General features: G+C 54.6%; 20 protein-coding genes and 1 tRNA gene. 9 read left to right on the forward strand and 12 right to left on the reverse strand.

From position 1 onward, the window contains the following. Positions 1-200: 200 nt before the first annotated feature. From BM317_RS27795 to queA, 6 genes are all read right to left on the reverse strand, one after another. Positions 201-749 (reverse strand): glycine zipper 2TM domain-containing protein, encoded by a 549-nt coding sequence (locus BM317_RS27795; protein WP_042728003.1) that lies wholly within the window; start codon positions 747-749, stop codon positions 201-203. A gap of 117 nt (positions 750-866) precedes the next feature. Continuing rightward, positions 867-1,781: a protein translocase subunit SecF gene (gene secF, locus BM317_RS27800; RefSeq protein ID WP_092477000.1), complete on the reverse strand. Its 915-nt coding sequence runs from the start codon at positions 1,779-1,781 to the stop codon at positions 867-869. 9 nt (positions 1,782-1,790) lie between these two features. Then, positions 1,791-3,659: a protein translocase subunit SecD gene (gene secD, locus BM317_RS27805; RefSeq protein ID WP_092477002.1), complete on the reverse strand. Its 1,869-nt coding sequence runs from the start codon at positions 3,657-3,659 to the stop codon at positions 1,791-1,793. Between the two features lie 63 nt (positions 3,660-3,722). Beyond that, complete coding sequence (gene yajC, locus BM317_RS27810; protein WP_007916913.1) at positions 3,723-4,061, reverse strand: preprotein translocase subunit YajC; 339 nt, start codon at positions 4,059-4,061, stop codon at positions 3,723-3,725. 43 nt (positions 4,062-4,104) lie between these two features. Continuing rightward, positions 4,105-5,220 carry a tRNA guanosine(34) transglycosylase Tgt gene (tgt, locus tag BM317_RS27815; RefSeq protein WP_170842273.1) on the reverse strand — a complete coding sequence of 372 codons (1,116 nt, stop codon included), beginning with the start codon at positions 5,218-5,220 and terminating at the stop codon, positions 4,105-4,107. Between the two features lie 14 nt (positions 5,221-5,234). Then, positions 5,235-6,284 (reverse strand): tRNA preQ1(34) S-adenosylmethionine ribosyltransferase-isomerase QueA, encoded by a 1,050-nt coding sequence (gene queA, locus BM317_RS27820; RefSeq protein ID WP_028237240.1) that lies wholly within the window; start codon positions 6,282-6,284, stop codon positions 5,235-5,237. 108 nt (positions 6,285-6,392) lie between these two features. On the opposite strand from queA, the gene BM317_RS27825 reads away from it, so the two are divergent. The 3 genes from BM317_RS27825 to BM317_RS27835 all read left to right on the forward strand — a co-directional run bounded on the left by BM317_RS27825 (position 6,393) and on the right by BM317_RS27835 (position 8,503). Beyond that, positions 6,393-6,477, forward strand: a tRNA-Leu gene (locus BM317_RS27825). A 358-nt stretch (positions 6,478-6,835) separates the two neighbouring features. Continuing rightward, positions 6,836-7,165, forward strand: coding sequence for a hypothetical protein (locus BM317_RS27830; RefSeq protein ID WP_092165661.1), 330 nt, complete (start codon positions 6,836-6,838; stop codon positions 7,163-7,165). Positions 7,166-7,249: 84 nt separating this feature from the next. Beyond that, positions 7,250-8,503 carry a hypothetical protein gene (locus tag BM317_RS27835; RefSeq protein WP_092477004.1) on the forward strand — a complete coding sequence of 418 codons (1,254 nt, stop codon included), beginning with the start codon at positions 7,250-7,252 and terminating at the stop codon, positions 8,501-8,503. Positions 8,504-8,579: 76 nt separating this feature from the next. Here BM317_RS27835 and BM317_RS27840 read toward each other — a convergent pair whose 3' ends face one another. Together BM317_RS27840 and BM317_RS27845 are read right to left on the reverse strand one after the other, a co-directional pair. Further along, positions 8,580-8,885, reverse strand: coding sequence for a low molecular weight protein tyrosine phosphatase family protein (locus tag BM317_RS27840; RefSeq protein WP_092477006.1), 306 nt, complete (start codon positions 8,883-8,885; stop codon positions 8,580-8,582). Then, positions 8,882-9,076, reverse strand: coding sequence for a hypothetical protein (locus tag BM317_RS27845; protein WP_092477008.1), 195 nt, complete (start codon positions 9,074-9,076; stop codon positions 8,882-8,884). The genes BM317_RS27840 and BM317_RS27845 overlap by 4 nt, the downstream gene beginning before the upstream one ends. Before the next feature lie 588 nt (positions 9,077-9,664). Between BM317_RS27845 and BM317_RS27855 the strand changes: the two genes are divergently transcribed. Further along, entirely contained in the window at positions 9,665-14,569 is a 4,905-nt protein-coding gene (locus BM317_RS27855; protein ID WP_092477010.1) for an NACHT domain-containing protein, read from the forward strand. Between the two features lie 106 nt (positions 14,570-14,675). Here the strand turns inward: BM317_RS27855 and BM317_RS27860 are convergent, their stop codons facing one another. Further along, a complete protein-coding gene (locus tag BM317_RS27860; RefSeq protein ID WP_092477012.1) occupies positions 14,676-15,041 on the reverse strand; it encodes a DUF6124 family protein in 366 nt (121 codons plus the stop codon). A 513-nt stretch (positions 15,042-15,554) separates the two neighbouring features. Beyond that, a complete protein-coding gene (locus tag BM317_RS27865; protein ID WP_092223346.1) occupies positions 15,555-16,121 on the reverse strand; it encodes a helix-turn-helix domain-containing protein in 567 nt (188 codons plus the stop codon). Between the two features lie 150 nt (positions 16,122-16,271). On the opposite strand from BM317_RS27865, the gene BM317_RS27870 reads away from it, so the two are divergent. The 5 genes from BM317_RS27870 (at position 16,272) to BM317_RS27890 (ending at position 19,176) form a co-directional block, all read left to right on the forward strand. Then, the gene (locus tag BM317_RS27870) at positions 16,272-17,054 is read left to right on the forward strand and encodes an aldolase (protein WP_092477014.1); all 783 of its coding nucleotides are present in this window, start codon (positions 16,272-16,274) and stop codon (positions 17,052-17,054) included. A gap of 19 nt (positions 17,055-17,073) precedes the next feature. Further along, positions 17,074-17,961, forward strand: coding sequence for a dihydrodipicolinate synthase family protein (locus BM317_RS27875; protein ID WP_092477016.1), 888 nt, complete (start codon positions 17,074-17,076; stop codon positions 17,959-17,961). Positions 17,962-18,045: 84 nt separating this feature from the next. Beyond that, positions 18,046-18,306 carry a Rho-binding antiterminator gene (locus BM317_RS27880; RefSeq protein ID WP_092171709.1) on the forward strand — a complete coding sequence of 87 codons (261 nt, stop codon included), beginning with the start codon at positions 18,046-18,048 and terminating at the stop codon, positions 18,304-18,306. A gap of 394 nt (positions 18,307-18,700) precedes the next feature. Next, a complete protein-coding gene (locus tag BM317_RS31320; protein ID WP_256574281.1) occupies positions 18,701-18,847 on the forward strand; it encodes a type II toxin-antitoxin system HicA family toxin in 147 nt (48 codons plus the stop codon). After that, positions 18,844-19,176: a type II toxin-antitoxin system HicB family antitoxin gene (locus BM317_RS27890; RefSeq protein ID WP_092171701.1), complete on the forward strand. Its 333-nt coding sequence runs from the start codon at positions 18,844-18,846 to the stop codon at positions 19,174-19,176. The genes BM317_RS31320 and BM317_RS27890 overlap by 4 nt, the downstream gene beginning before the upstream one ends. Positions 19,177-19,421: 245 nt before the next feature. Here the strand turns inward: BM317_RS27890 and BM317_RS27895 are convergent, their stop codons facing one another. After that, positions 19,422-19,652: a DUF6429 family protein gene (locus tag BM317_RS27895; protein WP_092171698.1), complete on the reverse strand. Its 231-nt coding sequence runs from the start codon at positions 19,650-19,652 to the stop codon at positions 19,422-19,424. A 154-nt stretch (positions 19,653-19,806) separates the two neighbouring features. Then, positions 19,807-20,055 (reverse strand): DUF2442 domain-containing protein, encoded by a 249-nt coding sequence (locus BM317_RS27900; protein WP_170842343.1) that lies wholly within the window; start codon positions 20,053-20,055, stop codon positions 19,807-19,809. Positions 20,056-20,090: the final 35 nt, after the last annotated feature.

Consider the following 20,090-nt stretch of genomic DNA (forward strand, 5'->3'; position numbering starts at 1 on the left):
TGCATTCCCACGCAGAGCGAGGGAACGATCAGGTCGCGGGGGGCGGTGCAAGATCGTTCCTCACGCTCCGCGTGGGAATGCCGCCAGGGACGCTCAGCGTTCCGCTTCTGAACGGTGACGCAGAGCGAGGGAACGATCTACAGCCCAGAATTCAGGCGCAAAAAAAGCACCCCGAAGGGTGCTTCTTCACAACAACTGGATCACTGGGCTGGTTCGTTCTGCCCCAGGATCAGCTGGCCTTCCTTGCTTACCGGGATCTGGTTGCCCGGGTCGCGGTCCATGCGGACTTTGCCTTCTTTGCCATCGAGCATGTAGCGAACGTCGTAGCCTACCACCTTGTCGCTGATGTCATTGACCGTGTTGCAGCGCGTCTGGGTGGTGGTGTAGGTGTCGCGCTCCTGCATGCCTTCCTGAATCTTGTTACCGGCATAACCACCACCGGCCGCACCGGCCACGGTAGCGATTTTCTTGCCGGTGCCGCCGCCGACCTGGTTACCCAACAGGCCACCGGCCAGGGCGCCAATCACGGTGCCGGCGATCTGGTGTTGGTCCTGGACCGGCTTCTGCCGGGTCACGGTGACGTCCTTGCACACTTCACGCGGGGTCTTGATTTGGGTCTTGACCGGTTCCACGGCCAGCACTTGCGCATACTCAGGGCCACTCTTTACCAAGCTGTAGGTCGCGACCGCACCACCGGCAGTCACACCGACAGCACCCAATACCGCACCAACCAGCATCGATTTGTTCACTTGAACCTCCAGGCCATCACAAGCGGATTAATCCGCGCTTCTCCCAGCCTTGGAGCACAAAAAAAGGCGCGAGTTCAACTCGCGCCTTTTCAGCGGTGACGGGTGGAGCGACGAGCCTTATGGGCGGTCGTCCACTTCCGTTTCGGTGGCCGCTGGAGGAATCAGGTCCTCGGTGCTCAGGTTCAGCCAGATCAACACCACGTTAGCGATGTAGATCGAAGAGTAAGTACCCGCCAGCACGCCGATGAACAGCGCAATGGAGAAACCGAACAGGTTGTCGCCACCAAAGATCAGCAGCGCCGCAATCGCCAGCAAGGTGGAGATCGACGTCGCCATGGTCCGCAGCAGCGTCTGGGTGGTCGAGATGTTGATGTTCTCGATCAAGGACGCCTTGCGCAGCACACGGAAGTTCTCACGTACCCGGTCGAACACCACGATGGTGTCGTTGAGGGAGTAACCGATGATCGCCAGTACCGCCGCCAGCACCGTCAGGTCGAAGGTGATCTGGAAGAACGACAGGATGCCCACGGTCACGATCACGTCGTGGATCAGCGAGACAATCGCGCCCACCGCGAACTTCCACTGAAAGCGGAAGGCCAGGTAGAGCAGGATGCCGCCCAGCGCCATCAGCATGCCGAGGCCGCCCTGGTCGCGCAGCTCTTCACCCACCTGCGGGCCGACGAACTCGACGCGCTTGACCTGGGCCGGGTTGTCGCCGCCGGCCTTCTGCAAGGCCTCGGCCACCTGATGGCCCAGCTGCGGGTCTTCACCCGGCATGCGCACCAACAGGTCCGTGGTCGCACCGAAGCTCTGCACGATGGCATCGCTGTAGCCCGACGTCGCCAGTTGCTCACGCACCTTGGTGACATCGGCCGGACGCTCGTAGGTCAGCTCGATGAGCGTACCGCCGGTGAAGTCCAGGCCGTAATTCAGCCCCTTGGTGGCCCAGCTGAACAACGCCAGTACGGTGAGGAACAATGTGACGCCGAACGCAACGTTGCGAACGCCCATGAAGTTGATTGTACGTAACATGGCAGCCCCTTAAATCCACAACTTCTTGAAGTCACGACCGCCAAAGATCAGGTTGACCATTGCGCGGGTCACCATGATGGCTGTGAACATCGAGGTAAAGATCCCGAGGGACATGGTCACTGCGAAGCCCTTGACCGGGCCGGTGCCCATGGCGAAGAGAATCCCGCCCACCAGCAACGTGGTCAGGTTGGCGTCGAGGATCGCGGTGAATGCCCGGCCGAAGCCTTCGTTGATCGCACGTTGAATCGTCATGCCCGCGGCGATCTCTTCACGTATCCGCGAGAAGATCAGCACGTTGGCGTCCACCGCCATACCCATGGTCAAGACGATACCGGCGATACCCGGCAGGGTCAGCGTAGCCCCCAGCAGCGACATCAGCGCCAGCAGCATCACCATGTTCACCGCCAGCGCGACGGTGGCGATGATGCCGAAGAAGCGGTAGATGGCGATGATGAACAGCGAGACGAACAGCATGCCCCACAGCGACGCATCGATACCCTTGGTGATGTTGTCGGCACCCAGGCTCGGGCCGATGGTGCGTTCTTCAGCGAAGTACATCGGCGCGGCCAGGCCACCGGCACGCAGCAGCAGGGCCAGTTCCGAGGATTCACCCTGGCCGTTCAGGCCGGTGATGCGGAACTGGCTGCCCAGTGGCGACTGGATGGTCGCCAGGCTGATGATTTTCTTCTCTTCCTTGAAGGTCTGCACCGCGACGTCTTTCTCGACACCGTCGACCACTTGCCTGGTGTAGGTGGTGGTCGGCTTCTGCTCGATGAAGATCACCGCCATGCTGCGGCCGACGTTGCTGCGCGTGGCGCGGCTCATCAGTTCGCCGCCGTGGCCGTCGAGGCGAATGTTCACCTGTGGGCGACCTTGCTCGTCGAAGCCCGCCTGGGCGTCGGTCACCTGGTCACCGGTGATGATCAGGCCACGCTCGATCTGCGCCGCCGGACGACCGCCCTCACGGAACTCGAAGCTCTCGGAAGTGGCCTTGGACGCACCCGGCTCAGCGGCCAGGCGGAATTCCAGGTTGGCGGTCTTGCCGAGGATACGCTTGGCTTCGGCGGTGTCCTGCACGCCCGGCAGCTCAACCACGATGCGGTTGGCGCCCTGGCGCTGCACGATCGGCTCGGCCACACCCAGCTCGTTGACGCGGTTACGCACCGTGGTCAAGTTCTGCTTGATGGAGTATTCGCGGATTTCCGCCAGCTTGGCCGGGGTCATCGCCAGACGCAGCACCGCCTGACCATTGAGGTCGGCCGGCACAATGTCGAAATCGTTGAAATTCTTGCGGATCAGCGCACGGGCCTGCTCGCGGGTATCTTCATCGCTGAAGCCCAGCTGGATGGCACCGTCGAGCTGCGGCAGGCTGCGATAGCGCAGGCGCTCTTTACGCAACAGGCTCTTGACGTCGCCTTCGTAGACTTTCATCCGCGCGTCGAGGGCTTTTTCCATGTCCACTTCCAGCAGGAAGTGCACACCGCCGGACAAGTCCAGGCCCAGCTTCATCGGATGCGCGCCAAGCTTGCGCAGCCATTGCGGGGTGGTCTGGGCCAGGTTCAGGGCTACAACGTAATCGTCGCCCATGGCCTTGCGCACCACGTCCTTGGCTGGCAACTGGTCTTCTGCCTTGACCAGGCGCAACAGGCCGCCCTTGCCGTTTTCGGCGATGGACGCAGCCTTGACCTCGATATTGGCCGCCTTGAGCGCAGCGCTCGCACGGTCCAGATCGGCCTGGGTGACCTGCAGCGCAGTGCTTGCGCCACTGACCTGAATGGCCGGGTCATCCGGGTATAGATTGGGAGCGGAATAAATCAGACCGACCGCCAGCACCGCCAGGATCAGTACATATTTCCACAGAGGGTATTTGTTCAGCATCACGCCGCCCGCTTATGACGCGGGGCGCCTTGCGCGCCCCGTCGATTGAATAGAAGTTGTTACTTAGATCGCTTTCAGCGTGCCTTTTGGCAGCGTGGCCGCGATAGCGCCCTTCTGGAACTTCATTTCAACAGTGTCGGACACTTCCAGTACCACGAAGTCATCGGCCACTTTGGTGATCTTGCCAGCGATACCGCCGGTGGTAACCACTTCATCGCCCTTTTGCAGGCTGCTCAGCAGGTTCTTCTGCTCCTTGGCGCGCTTGGCCTGTGGACGCCAGATCATCAGGTAGAAGATGACCAGGAAGCCGACCAGGAAAATCCACTCGAAACCACCGCCCATAGGGCCGGCAGCAGCAGGTGCAGCCGCGTCAGCCATGGCATTAGAGATAAAAAAGCTCATTTAGCACTCCAGTTGCAAGTATTGAATCTAGGGATCGGAAAACTCAGTCCAAAGGCGGTACAGGCAACCCGCGCTTGGCATAGAAGGCCTCGACAAAGGCGGCCAATGTACCCTGTTGGATAGCCTCGCGCAAACCAGCCATAAGCACCTGATAATGGCGCAAATTGTGGATGGTATTGAGCATACTCCCGAGCATTTCGCCGCACTTGTCCAAATGATGCAGATAAGCGCGGGAGAAGTTCTGGCACGTATAGCAATCGCACGTCGGATCCAGCGGCGAATCATCATGGCGATGGAACGCGTTACGGATCTTCAGCACACCGGTGTCGATGAACAGATGCCCATTGCGGGCATTACGGGTTGGCATCACGCAATCGAACATGTCCACCCCGCGGCGCACACCCTCAACCAGATCTTCCGGTTTGCCAACGCCCATAAGGTAACGAGGTTTGTCAGCGGGCATTTCGCCTGGCAGGTAATCGAGCACCTTGATCATCTCGTGCTTGGGCTCACCCACCGACAGGCCGCCAATCGCCAGGCCGTCGAAGCCGATCTTGTCCAGGCCTTCCAGCGAGCGCATGCGCAGGTCGCGGTGCATGCCGCCCTGGACGATACCGAACAACGCCGCGGTGTTTTCGCCATGGGCGTTCTTCGAACGCTGGGCCCAGCGCAACGACAGCTCCATGGACACCCGCGCCACGTCTTCATCGGCCGGGTACGGTGTGCATTCGTCGAAGATCATCACGATGTCCGAGCCCAGGTCGCGCTGCACCTGCATCGACTCTTCCGGGCCCATGAATACCTTGGAACCGTCCACCGGAGAGGCGAAGGTCACGCCCTCCTCCTTGATCTTGCGCATCGCGCCCAGGCTGAACACCTGGAAACCGCCGGAGTCGGTCAGAATCGGGCCTTTCCACTGCATGAAATCGTGCAGGTCGCCGTGGGCCTTGATCACTTCCATGCCCGGGCGCAGCCACAAGTGGAAGGTATTGCCGAGGATGATTTGCGCGCCAATCGCCTCGATGTCCCGTGGCAGCATGCCCTTGACCGTACCGTAAGTGCCCACCGGCATGAACGCCGGGGTTTCCACGGTACCGCGGGGGAAGGTCAGACGACCGCGACGAGCCTTGCCATCGGTGGCGAGCAACTCGAAGGACATGCGACAGGTGCGACTCATACTGTTTCCTCGGGTCCGCGTGGCGCGGGGTTACGGGTGATGAACATCGCATCACCGTAGCTGAAAAAGCGGTATCCATGCTCGACGGCGGCCTTGTAGGCGGCCATGGCTTCGGGATAACCGGCGAACGCCGAAACCAGCATCAACAGCGTGGATTCGGGCAAATGAAAGTTGGTGACCAGGGCATCGACCACATGGAACGGCCGGCCCGGGTAGATAAAGATATCGGTGTCGCCACTGAACGGCTTGAGCACGCCATCGCGGGCGGCGCTTTCCAGGGACCGCACGCTGGTGGTCCCCACCGCCACCACCCGCCCACCGCGAGCGCGACAGGCCGCCACGGCATCGACCACGTCCTGGCTCACTTCCAGCCATTCGTTGTGCATGTGGTGGTCTTCGATACGCTCGACCCGCACCGGCTGGAACGTGCCAGCGCCAACGTGCAGCGTCACGAACGCCGTCTCCACGCCCTTGGCGGCAATCGCCTCCAGCAACGGCTGATCGAAATGCAACCCCGCCGTCGGCGCCGCCACCGCCCCCAGGCGCTCGGCGTACACGGTCTGATAACGCTCGCGGTCCGAACCTTCGTCCGGGCGGTCTATATAAGGAGGCAACGGCATGTGCCCGACACGGTCGAGCAGCGGCAACACCTCTTCGGCAAACTCCAGCTCGAACAACGCATCATGCCGCGCCACCATCACCGCCTCGCCACCGCCGTCGATGAGGATCGACGAACCCGGCTTGGGCGACTTACTGGAGCGCACATGGGCCAGCACACGATGACTGTCCAGCACCCGCTCCACCAGAATCTCCAGCTTGCCGCCGGAGGCCTTCTGGCCAAACAACCGTGCCGGAATCACCCGGGTATTGTTGAACACCATCAAATCGCCCGGGCGCAAATGCTCAAGCAAATCAGTGAATTGACGGTGAGCCATGGCACCGCTGACCCCGTCCAGGGTCAACAGTCGACTGGCGCGACGCTCAGCCAGCGGGTGGCGAGCGATCAGCGAATCCGGGAGTTCGAAGGTAAAGTCAGCAACACGCATGATGGGGTTCGTCTAGCAGGGCCGGAAAGTCTAGCGGAAATATCAAAAATTCACCATGAAACGTGATTGACCAACGGTAGGCACCTCTCTATACTTCGCCGCCATTGAGCCCTGATGGCGGAATTGGTAGACGCGGCGGATTCAAAATCCGTTTTCGAAAGGAGTGGGAGTTCGAGTCTCCCTCGGGGCACCATCTTAAAGAAAGACCTTGAAATTCAAGGTCTTTTTTTTCGTCTGCAGGAAAGTGATTGGTCATGGCCTAAGCAGATCTCAGCCAATCATTGGGGATTGGCTGAGATCTGCTTAGGCCATGGCTAATCACTCCCTTTTGTGGCGAGGGGATTTATCCCCGCTGGGTCGCGAAGCGGCCCCAACCACCAAACCTGTGGCAAGGAAGAATCTGTGGCGAGTAGGAACCCGTGGCGAGGGAGCTTGCTCCCGCTTGAGCGCAAAGCGCTCACAAAAATGTCACAGCCCCCACCGATGCTCCGCCTTGCGACGCCCAGTTGATCCACCGCCCCTCCTCACCCGCTGACAAAGGACTTCACCCCATGGAATTGCTACTGGAAACGGTCGCTCTTTACTCGCTGAAGCTGGCTTATGAGACGGAGGGGCATAGTCCGATTTTGCGGGATGATCCGTTGATGGGCGGTTGTGATCGGGAGGTGTTTGGATTGTTGGTGCGGCGGGGGGATTTGGTTGGGATTCATGCGACGCTACAGCAGTGTTTGGGGCGGGCGCTGGAGGCAGTTGGGGGCGAGGAGACCGTCCTGGGGCTGGAGTTGCAACGGTTGGCAGAGGATTTCAGGGCTGCACCAATGATGGAGGAGCTTAAGGCCCCGCTCGTGGCGCTTCGGGATTATTTAAAAGAGATCCAATGACCGATCAAGTTGAGCAAGAGCGAATAACACCTAACACTTAAGTCGATATACCTCCATAAAACATCATGATTAAAGGAATTAAGCATGAGCACATCCGAGACCACAGCAGTATCTGACAGCGAATCAAAACTTAAAAATTATGCACTTAACGTTCTAAATGAAGGCAAATGGTGGTTAGTACCTGCTGCCACGCTATTTTCAATACTCCTACTTTGCAAATATTTGTGGGTTATCGGCCACCCCGAACTACTACTTGAATCCATCGGAAGCATACCCAATCTTTTAGTCTGGTTAATTTTTGTAGTGTTTGGACTACTAATCATATTGCTTTTAACAGTCATCCCTTCGCTTAGCTTTTCACTTTGCATGAGCATAGTCACATCCAGCCGCGAGAATGAAATAATTCTGGCCAGGCGTTTTGTGCCCATTGTTTTATTAGGTTTCGCCCTGCTGGCAGGGATGCTGTTGGCCTCTGCATTCGACATCATCTTCGAACCGTGGAAAGTTTTCCTATTAGTCGTCACTTTATCAACAGCGCTAGCAGCATGGGTACTTGTGGGCAACAAAGACAAAAGAATTCGGTTTGTAAGTCTTGGATTCGGACCAATCAAGCCACGGAGACGTTTTTTTGCCGCCGCCGCAAAAGTTTTGGCTGCTGGAGTTTTCCTGGGCTTTACTGCAATGACAGGCGTTTTTCCAGCACAGCTCGCGCTTGGGGCTTGGCGAGGAGCCGAGTCTGGTTTGGAGGCGACGGTGGTTATCGGATATTGCTTGGCCTTCATGTTAATTTCAATGTTCCCGGTTATGGCCTTTTATACACTACAGGGAACCACGACAAATCGATTGTTTAAAGCCACCGGGGCACTAGGATTGGTATTTATCCTAACCACCTTCTTATTGCCACCGGTCCTCGACCTTTGGGCGTTCGCCGCTGGAAACCTAATGAGGCTTCGGGACAGCCGCCCTCTACCGTATTTGGTAGATAAAGCTGATTATCCATTCGCAACCTTCGACTCAAAGCTGTGGGAGACATCGCCTATCGCTAATGACGAAAAGTTCTATACGATTCAAGCCTTCAAGCAATACCGCTTTGGCGACATCCTATTATTATGCCCGGCCCGATATGCCAATCTGTCTCTGAAACGCTTACCAACCTACTATGATGAGTGCCTGACTACGGCCGCTTCCAAAGTCAAACCAGCTTCGCCACGAATGAAAGCCATTACCTCACCCCGTCCTCTGGACGACGAAAGAAGCTGTGCATCCGTACGGTCACCTACACGCCCGCCACTGAAAATTAACGAAAGCAGAACGTGCCTGTTTCAACATCCCCTCTAAGAACGGGACAAGCAAATCCAACGCTCAGTTGTAAGGAAGTGGCGCTTCAATCGAACCTACGGAGTTAGGTAGAACGTCACTTCACTTCAAGCACGTCCACCAGCTCAGGATCCATGAAGCGATAGTCATCAGGAATACCCAGAACATGCAGCCGCTTGTGCTCAAGCAGCCGAGCGTACTCTGCCCGTAGACGATGCTCGTGCTTACGCTCCATCACAAAAATGACATCGGCCCAACGGATATCCGCTGGGCCGATAGGTTTGCGTGCGTTCGGACTGGTGCCCGCCGAACGAGTGCTGAAGCCAGGACGTCGACGCCAGATTGCCTCCCCGGTAGGGCTGCGCCATTGGTTATGACTGCAAACGAACAGGAGATTAGTCACTCTTGATCCAACAGTTGGCGGGTGGTGCGGATGGGATAGCTCATACCGAGCTGACGCGCCCGGTGCAGCTTGTCGGCACGGGTGTACATCAGCTTCCAGTTCTTTTCTGGTTTGAAGTTCTGCGGGCTAATCGCTTCGCGCCCATTGTGCTTGCGGGATTGCGCGCGTCTCCAGCTGCGGGTTCTTTCCATGGTTGTTTCCTCGTTAGGACCGGGTTCAGCAGCCGCGGTAATACGAGGTGGTGGGATGGTAAGCGTGAATTGGGGGGTGCGGCTAGTGTGAGTGGGGTTGGATAGCTGTGGTTGGGGTTCGTAATGGCACCGGATGAAGAGCAATCTGAAAACGCTCTTCTGGATCGCCGCGAAGGATTACGCTGCAAAGCGCAAAGCTCTGATGACACGAACGGACCAGGCCTTGCCAGAGAAGGGTCTCGTTGCTACGACGTTTAGTGACGAAAGGGTCGTGCAGCTAATATCTTGGCACCCTGCGGCGGGTTGAGGCCGAATAGCCCGCTAGCTTGATTCGGGAGGCTCACGGGAAGCGCGCTGAATCATGTAGCGAGGTGATGCCGTCGTTGGAGAGAGTTGAGGTTTACCTTACGAGCTGTACGTCATTTGTTTTGTTGGATCTCAAAGGCTACGTGGCTGTGAATGCAAAAGATAGGCCTTTAAGAGGTAAGTGGAGTAGCTCAATCAGAAAAATAAACCTGCCCACCTTCTTGTTTTCATAATAAAATCCTCAAAAAAACATACATCTGCAATTACGCAAGGAGCACAATTATGGCCTCAAGTAAGACAGCCTCAAACTCCATCACAACCCCCCCAACAGAAATTCCAATTTTTAATGCCGTAAAAACCGCCATGCAGTGCCTACCCTTTGAACTGTTACAATGGGAAAACTTTGAACGATTATGCTATAGGTTAGCCGGACAAGATGCCGACGTTGAATTCCACAGTCTATACGGAAGAGCTGGGCAAGCTCAGCAAGGAATCGACATTTACGCTAGAAAGAGAAATGGAAAATATAACACTTGGCAATCTAAGCGATACAAAAAATACACTGCATCAGACCTTAAAAAAAATATTGCCATATTCACCAAAAATGAATGGCTCAAGAAGTCCGACAAATTTTATATAGCAATCCAATGTTCGGTAGATGACGTAACGCTTCAGGATGCAATTGAAAAAGAAGCAAAAGCCCTGGGTGAAAAAAACATTAAACTTCACGTCCTAGGCGGTTATGATTTATCAAGCATACTTAGAAAACACCCGGACATCGTACTGGAGTTTTTTGGCCGAATTTGTGCCGAGCATTTTTTTGGCGATACCGTGGACCCTTGCCTACTAACAAAACTGGATGGCGCTGAGTTTGCCAAAGTACGATCACAACTACTGAGCGTTTACAGCGCTGGATTCGAATTGCTTGATAGAATCCCCGTCGACGCCCCCTCCCCTCTATCCGACTTTACGCATTCATCCATAGCATTGTTAGATCGATTCTCGCCACCAGATATACTAATTAGAGAAAATCTTTTAGCGACACCACCAACGAGGAGCCCCGAAGCCTTAGCCATCAAGGAAGCTACTTTACAAACAGATGACTTTAAAAAAAATAACAACACTGAAGATGGACGTCAGGTAGAGCAATTGCGCCGAACGGCATTACCTCTTTGGCTCAGCGAATCAAACCGAATTGCAATAATTGGTAACGCGGGCAGCGGGAAAAGTACCGTATTGAGATGCCTATCCCTAGACTTGCTAGGAAAACAAAACGTTTTTCCTGCTGTTGCACAGAGGTGGGGAAGGCACCTGCCTCTATTCATTTCTTTTGCAAAATGGGTGAGGCTGACCGAGGCGAGCGCTGGAACAATAGGGATCAAAGATCTTCTACGTGCGTCGTGGCAACAACAGTTAACAGTCGACATGATTGGGCTCATAGACAAAGCTATAGATGAATCCAGGGTCGTCCTTTTTATAGACGGCCTTGATGAATGGTCAAATGAGCAAGCGGCGAGAACAACACTGCAGGCGATGCTTACTATAATTGCAGCTCACAAAATCCCCGTAATAGTAAGTGCTCGGCCACGCGGCTTAACTAAAATAGGTGTAATTCCTGAAGACTGGATGGTGGGACTACTGGCACCTCTGTCTACCAGCCAGCAACGCGATATCGCAACGATATGGTTCGCCCGAAATACAGATGTCAAAAATCGAGAAGGATCACCTAATGAATCAATCGTATGGAAAACTGATAGATTCTTTCGGGAGTTGAATAAAGGTCGAGGACTGGCAACCCTAGCGGAAACACCACTTTTGCTTCTGGGTCTAATTGCGCTTGCAATTCGCCGCCAAATTCTTCCTATTAACAAAGTCCAGGCGCTCAATCAACTCACAGATGTTCTGCTTGAGGTTCACCCGCATAGCAGAGCAACGGCAGCCGGTGATGTCGTACCACGATTTTCTGCGGCTGCAAACACGGAAGTCAGGCGAGACGCACTCGCTGCACTAGCCTTCGAAATGCGTATGGAAGGTGGTGACGCAGGCTACCCATTGAATACTGCGCACAAATGTATAAAGCGCTTTTTATCTGATAGCGACGGTTATGCTTACCCTTCGGATCAAGCAGGGATTGTTGCAAGAGAAATACTTGCAGTAAACTCAGAGACTATCGGTTTAATTGTTGAAAAAGGTCCTCAGGAAGTAGGATTCGCACATGCGAGCCTAGAGGAATATCTAGCTTCCGTACACATTCAGAGTTGGCCCATTGATAGCATCCTTAGATTTGTACGCTCCCAGGCAAGTTCTATCCGATGGCGAAGTGTATTTGCCGACCTAATTGCTACGACACGAAGACGATCTGAAGCAGAACAGATAGTTTCGGTAATTGATGAATATGAAAGCGACGCCGTAGGCGCCCTACAGCGACGACTTTTATTGGCTGAAGTTTGCTTCGGTGCTGCTGAAATACATAAAGCCACAGCCGAACGCCTCGCAAACCGCAGCATTAATATAATCGAGGGCTCTGGTTGGCTTGGCGAACAGACCGGACATCTTACAGCAGCCCTAGAGGGAATATACAATCCAAGCACAGGAGCAAAGTTATCAAAGCTCTTTGACAACTGGGGCATTCGAAGGAGTGAATATCTAAGCGAATTTTATAAAGAAGTCAGACACTGGAATAACTCGGATCTAAAACTCCGCATTTTACAACGTGGCCTTAGTGATGAAAGCTCATACAATCGTCGCTCCGCTGCGCAATCACTCGCTGCAGCATATGCTGGCAATAGCGATGTGGAAAATTGGCTTGAAGATATCTTTAAAGGTGACACAAATTTAGGAGTAGTGGCCGTTGCATTAGAAGCTTTGATAACCGGATGGCCAGAGAACCCTCAAATCAGCAGATTAATCAAGGAAGCATCTGAATCTAGAGACAAGATAATTAAACTTAGTTCCATATGGTGCAAAGTCAAACTCAACCAACATATCGACTCCGATCTAGAAGCACTATTAGATTTACTCGATAATTACGCAGGGATAGATTACCATCATAGGGAATGGGCTGGCACCTGCTTAGCAACGGGCTGGCCGAACAATCAAGACATCATAACAATATGCATAAACTCTCTTCAACGACTCATACCTAGAAACAATGAGATTGATCGTGACGCGGCTATACACTATCTCTTGAAATGTGACGAACATAACCCACCCGTTATTCACTGGATCAAATCAGAACTAACACAACCGCATCCATTTTCATCAATGCTCCACGGTGACTGGAGTCCTTTGATCCGTTTCGCCAAAGCGAATGAGACGATTCGAGAAAATCTAATTAGCCACATAATTTCAGGAAAGATGGATCTTCAAGAGTATTCGCTCCGCGCTATATTCGAACAGATAGAGGACAATCGACTTAAAGACCACTTAATAAAAAAAACTAGGGAAGCAGAGGGTTTTTCAATATTCTGGAATTTCGCCCCATTAATTCAAGGCTGGGCTGCAAAGGACTCTGAGGTAATACGACTTTCAAAAGAAGTCCTAACTTGGCCTGATGATAAAAAACTTTCAATAACCAGCCTCCTCCCACTACTAATGAACAGTGATGAATGTCGCAAAGAGCTTTTACGTCTGACCGTAAAGGTTCCCAAAGCGCGCACCGACCTCATAATATCTGCATTCAGTCAATTAAACTGTGCAGACAACAACGAAATAATAGAAGCGCTTTTGTTACGAGTCACAACAGAACCAGACACTATATTTTCGGGAAAAGCTTCGCTAATAGCTCGCTTCCCAAAACACCCTAAAATTAGACAACATGCATTAAAACTACTAACAGAGCGTGACGCACCATACAGCTTGTTAGCTAGAGCCTATCGTGACGACCTAGAAATACAAAACATAATAATGGATCAGGTAACCTCTCTAGCCACACCAATGCGACAAATCATAATCGAGGCAGCAGCGAATGAGTTTGATCGGAATGACGGAGCGCGGAGGCTTCTTGAAAGATACGACTATGAAGCAGACGGGGAACTCAAAGTTCAATGCTCTATCCGTTACTACCAAGCTTTAAATTCGGAACACATCGAGCGTGCACCAATTATTGAACAACTACTTGGCGAGGCCACGGCCGTTGGACACAAACATTTTGGGCTCCGGGCAGCAGCATTTGCTGGAATGACTGCATTTGGAGCGATTAACTATTTCGTGCCTCTTCAATGGGGCGACAAGCCCCTCGGAATTCCTATAGGAGTGTATAACCGTGAGAACCAAGCCCTTCTACGCTTGATGGCAGAGCATTGGAGTGAACTATTAAATGTCTTCGAAGAGCAATTACTGGAAAGAATCACTGCTGAATCAACATCCATCGATAGTTTTTGGAATGTCATCTCACCTCATATTTCATCCAATCCAAAACTAAGACATAGCTTTATAGAATATTGCGCAAGCACCGAAACAATTCTAGAACTACAAACCCTACGCGCATTAGCCCGAGAGCTACCTAAAAGCGACTTACTTAGAGAAAAATGCCTATTAGCATTAAATACCACAAACAAAGACAGCTCCCTTCAAACGTGGGGAAGTTATCAGTCCTACTTTGAAGCAGCTCACATATTGAAGGACCAATTTTCCGGCGACAGCGATATTTTATCTCAACTATCTGATGGCGCAAAGCGCAGCGATTACAAACACTGTGTCGCTGCGCTAGCCATTTACGCTCCTGAAACTCGTCTATTGGACTCAATCACCAGCAGGCTTTCAGAAGCTGTGGAGAAATATCAAGCATTCTGTACACCTATAATTGTGGCAGCAGCTAAAAGCAATTGCGACGATTTCCTGAAATTATTAAGCCTAATGATTAACCGCCCCCACCACTCGACTTGGGATTTTCAGGACAGAATCAATTCTGCGGTCAGGGGGCGAATAATATCGGATCACGAAATATCAAAACATATCAAACAAACACTTGAAAAAAAACCAACAGAAAGTGAAATAGCAAGCCTTTCACGCTACTTGGTTAGTACCGGCCATCTAGACCAGAAAACATATGAGCTGTGTCAATCTTTATTAAACCAACGAAACACATACAGAGGGATACCTTTTCATGGCTTTGACGCAATCATGGACACAGTTCGGCCTGTTACTCACTCTTTACTAGATGTGTTAGCTAGCCCTGTAGGCTAGCGTCTATATTGTTGGTTGGAGCCTTAAAATCTCTTTATTAGGCAAAGAAAGGTCTTGCAAGCAAGACCTTTCTTTGCAATCCAAACAGCACGAAGCTTTCCCCGCCCTACCTCACCTCAACAATATCCAACGCCCGATTCGCTAATAATTCACTTAGCTCAATAACCTGCTGAATCCCCAACGCCACATGCCGCCGCGACCCCTCCAGATCAAACGCCAAATCACTGATCATGGCATTCGCCGAAGCAAGGCTTTCGCTCAGGTTGGCGAGCAAGCATTCAGAATCAACATCAGCAGCGATGCGAAAAATGGTGTTGAGATTGGCAGACGTTTCCTTCTCAGCCTTAGGCTTCAGATAAAAAACCAACGCTCGCGTGGCCGCGTCGTCGAGCTTTTTGTTGCGGGCAGACTGGGCACGGGATGTGGGTTCGTCTGAATCTGTAACTGGAGGATTCGGTGTAACTTTGACCATGGTCTTAACTCTCTGGTTGAGGCCACGACCCGTTCGCTGCTAAACGAATTGGGAGGCAGCTGTACGCAGGTTAGCAGACCGACGAGTTAAGAAATCGGCGCGTCCGAGGACGCCCTGCGCACAGCCACCATCAAGTGCAGGAATGGGGATTCCTGTCTGATGGACGCGTTGTGCGACTTAACTCGGCGAGCTGCTAAACCCGATCACTGACCATCAGTGACAGGTCCAAAACTACCGACGCAGCCCCAGGCGCACAAGCCGGCGGATTCTGGCGTAGTTGTAGGCAAAGGCGCAAGGCGCTGTGGCTTGGCGGGCCTTCGTCGCTGGTGTCTGTCGGTCTTTACTGACAGACGCCGCTCGCCTGGTCCGGGCAGGTGCTCGATGCCGTTCAGTTGAGGTTGTCGGAAGATTTGTGGCGGGGCGGTCATTGGAAGGGGCTGCTGCGCAGCCCAGCGGGAGCAAGCTCCCTCGCCACGGTGGTTTGCTTCCTGAATTGCGTTGTGAGTGGAGCCACTAGGCGCCCTCGCCCTTCTCCGACGACTCATCGCTGTGCACCACCACCAGCAACTGCGCCTGAACATCCCCCACCGAACGCAGCCGATGGGGTTTCTGCGCATTGAAATGCAGGGCATCGCCGCGGTTCAGCAGCACACGCTCGTTCATGAAGTCCACCTCCACCTGGCCCTCATGCACGAACAAAAACTCCTCTCCGGTGTGTTCCTTGAACGCGTGATGGGCCGTGAATTCGGCGGCCGGGTAAAGGATGAAGGGCAGCAGGCTGCGCTCGGACACTTGGTGGGCCAGTACCGCGTATTCGGAGCTGCCGCTGCTCGCCGCGAGGGATTGGCGGTCTTCGCTGCGCACCAGGCTGTAGCTGTCGAGGGAGACGGTTTCTTCGGAGAACAGCTCCTCGACTTTCACGCTCAGGGCCTTGGCGAGCTTGAGCGCCGTGGCGATGGAGGGCGTGCTCAAGCCCCGCTCCACCTTGGACAGGTAGCTCTTGGTCATCCCGGTTTTTTCGGCCAGGACGTCCAGTGTCATGCCGAGTTTTTTCCTGAGCAATTTCAAGCGAATGGACATAGGTAACCAACATTTCCAGAGAAACGGACAATCTGCGATTGCAAATGACACTTTGTGTCATATAGTCTATTTAGTGTCATTAGCACCTTCCTTTCACAGCTTCCATGACGCGGATCAAGAACGGTCAAAGCACGAATCAGGAGAACGGATATGAGCAAGACACTGGCGACGCCCAAGGACCAGTTGGTCCAGCATGCTGTTAACCAGATGCAGAAAACACTGCCGGATAATACGTGGACTGTACGACAAAAGCTGGCCTTGACCTGCCGCATCCTGTTCGAGAACGGCCACGACTCAGGGCTGGCGGGGCAGATTACCGCGCGCGGGCCGCAACCGGGCACCTATTACACCCAGCAATTGGGCCTGGGCTTCGATGAAATCACCGCTGGCAACCTGTTGCTGGTCAATGAAGACCTCGAGGTGCTGGAGGGCCATGGCATGCCCAACCCGGCCAACCGCTTTCACACCTGGGTCTACCGCGCTCGGGCGGATGTGAATTGCATCATTCACACCCACCCGACCCACATCGCCGCGCTGTCGATGCTGGAAGTGCCGCTGCAGATTTCCCACATGGACCTCTGTCCGCTGTACGACGACTGCGCCTTCCTGGAGGGTTGGCCGGGTGTGCCGGTGGGCAACGAGGAAGGCGAATTGATCGCCGGTGCCCTGGGTGACAAGCGCGCCATCCTGCTTTCCCACCACGGCCAGTTGTCCACCGGTGCCACCGTGGAAGAAGCCTGCAACATCGCCCAACTGATCGAACGCGCCGCGAAGCTGCAATTGCTGGCCATGGCCGCCGGCGAGGTGAAACCGATCCTGCCTCACCTGGGCCGCGAAGCCCACGACTGGATCGCCCGGCCCAAGCGCCACGCGGCCGCCTTCAACTACTACGCCCGGCAGACCCTGTGTCAACACGCCGATTGCTTGAACTGAACCCACCAGGAGCGAAGCCATGTCTACCCCCAACATCCACGGCATCATCGGCTACACCATCACGCCCTTCTCCACCGACGGCCAAGGCTTGGACCTGGACGCGCTGGGCCGGTCCATCGACCGTCTGATCGACAGCGGCGTGCATGCCATCGCGCCCCTGGGCAGCACCGGCGAAGGCGCCTACCTGAGCGACGCCGAGTGGGACCAGGTCAGCGAGTTCAGCATTGCCCGCGTCGCCGGCCGGGTGCCGACCGTGGTCAGCGTGTCTGACCTGACCACCGCCAAGGCGGTACGCCGCGCGCGTTTTGCCCAGGCGAAGGGCGCCGATGTGGTGATGGTGTTGCCGGCCTCGTACTGGAAACTGAGCGAGGCGGAAATCCTCGCGCACTACCAGGCCATCGGCGCCAGCATCGACTTGCCCATCATGCTCTACAACAACCCCGCAACCAGCGGCATCGACATGTCGGTGGAGCTGATCCTGCGGATTTTCAACACGGTGGATAACGTCACCATGGTCAAGGAAAGCACCGGCGACATTCAGCGCATGCACAAGCTGCAATTGCTGGGCGAGGGCCAGGTGCCGTTCTACAACGGTTGCAACCCCCTGGCGCTGGAAGCCTTCGCCGCCGGGGCCAAGGGTTGGTGCACCGCCGCGCCGAACCTGATCCCGCAGCTCAACCTCGACCTGTATGCGGCCGTCCTGGCCAACGACCTGAGCCAGGCCCGGGCGTTGTTCTATCGTCAATTGCCGCTGCTGGATTTCATCCTCAAGGGCGGTTTGCCCGCCACCATCAAGGCCGGTTTGCGTACGCTTGGCCTGGAGGTTGGCGATCCGCGTCTGCCGGTTTTTCCATTGGATGAGGCGCGTAACAAGCAACTGCAGGCGATGTTGAAACAGCTGCTCTGATTCACGAAGGGCGCTGAGTGCTACTTTTGCGACGGACAGGTGGCGCCCTAACCTGTCCGCTCGCTCCATTGGAGGTCACTTGGGATGAAGACCTATCAACCGTTGAACTGCGATCTGCATGATTACCTGGAGATCGCCTGCCTGTACGGCTACACGCTGGACATTGAACTGACTGACGGCCAACGCCTGACCGCCCGTGCGATCACCACGCGTACCGCTTCCACGCGGGAGGAGTTTCTTGATGTGGACTCTGCGGAAGGTCGCCGAGAGATTCGCCTCGATCAGTTATTGGCGATTACACCGCAGGATGGCAATGCCAGGTTTGGGCGGGTTGTGTTGGCGTAGCGGAGTCTGCCGGGCGGGGAGGTTTTGGGGCTGCTGCGCAGCCCAGCGGGAGCAAGCTCCCTCGCCACGGGGGAACTGTCTGCCGCCCACTTTCGATAAGTGCCGGGGGGCTTTGGTCGTCAGGACGGGGGATAGGCCTCGTTGAGGATGCAGGTCGAGCAGCGAGTTTTCCTGATTCGCGCGCAGAGAAAAGCTACGGCACTAAAGAGCAAAGGGCAAAATGCTGAGAGTGGCAACGCGCCGAACGGGCTAGAGAGTGTTATCTTTTTTTGATAGCACTCAGACGCATGAAAAACAGGCACCAGAAAACCCTTGAAGCGTTCCACGCACGCCAACGAGTACGGCGACAGTGTTTGCTGACATTGAAGCCTTGGTCATTCATCTGGGTGGCCAAGTGCTGGAGCGTGAAGGTTCTCGGGTCAAGCTGATGCTGGGGGAGGCCCAATGGCGCTGCCATCGGCCACACCCTGGGAAAGAAGCCAAGAAATATCAGGTAGAAGAGGCTCGCGAATTTCTCCAGCGGGCAGGAGTTGAGCTATGAACAGCATGACTTATAAGGGCTACACAGCCCGAATTGAGTTCGATGAGCGTGACGACATCTTCGTCGGTCGAATTCTGGGTGTGCGTGACATCATCAGTTTTCACGCCGATTCCGTGACCGAGCTACGAGCGGCGTTTGCCAGTGCTGTTGAGGATTACTTGGCGGACTGTGCCGAGCAAGGCGTCAGCCCCGAGAAGCCTGCCTCCGGCAAGGTGATGCTACGCATTCGTCCTGAAGTGCACGCTGCCGCTACCATTGCAGCCCAAACCGCTGGCAAAAGCCTGAACCAGTGGGCTGATGAGGTGTTTGAGCGCGCAGCGCACGTCTGACGTCAGATACACGGATTGATTTGAAAAAAAGGTCTTGCTGAGCAAGACCTTTTCTTGTTGTTGAATGCCGCCGGCCCGCTATCTCACCTCGACAATATCCAACGCCCGATCCCAACGGTTTATTCAGTTCAATCACCTGCTAAATCCCCGGCGCCACATGCCGCCGCGAACCATCCAGATCGAACCAGATCACTGATCACCGAATTGAGCCGTGGCTTTCCAGCATCACGGGGCGACGCGTTCCCTCAAGTCTCTTTTCCAAACAACCGCTCGGCAAGCTGCCGACCTCGTTCCAACCCTTCAGCCGTCAACCAGATCGATTTGTTCCTGTTTACCGGATTGCTGATGAGGCCTTGTTCATGCAATCGGTTCATGACCTCGAAGTCGAAACCTTTCCAGGCGTTGCCGTCGTCGGAGCTGAAGGCTGCCAACAAGGCAAGCACAGCTTCCTCTATCAATTTGTCGTCGTAATCCATGGTCGCTACTCCACTCGTGTTTAGCTGGTAACGCCGAATCAGCATCAGCGTCCCCTAAACCCTATCTGGTCAAAGATAAGTAGAGAGTTTAGCTATCTGGTGCGGGTGTGTTGCTCCATGACGGCACGGGTTCATGAGATCCAACTGAGAGTGCCTAGGCCGATACCACCTCACCCGCTTGCTCCAACGCCAATCGACGCAAGGTGACAGCCGCCAGTTCCAGGCCATTACCCCAGCTCACGTCGAAGCCCCACTCGCCCACCTGGGCGGTACCAAACAACGGCAGGTCCTCCAGAGGCTTGAGCACCGGGAATTGTCGGATGTGTTCCCGCAGGTCGACGTCGTAGCGCTTACCGTTGGCAAACTCCACCTGCAATGCAGGCTTGCCTGGAACAACCTTCACACTTGTGATTCTGGCTCTGCTGATCACGAGTCAGC

It is taken from the genome of Pseudomonas sp. NFACC24-1 (assembly GCF_900115235.1).
Lineage (GTDB): Bacteria > Pseudomonadota > Gammaproteobacteria > Pseudomonadales > Pseudomonadaceae > Aquipseudomonas > Aquipseudomonas fluorescens_AA.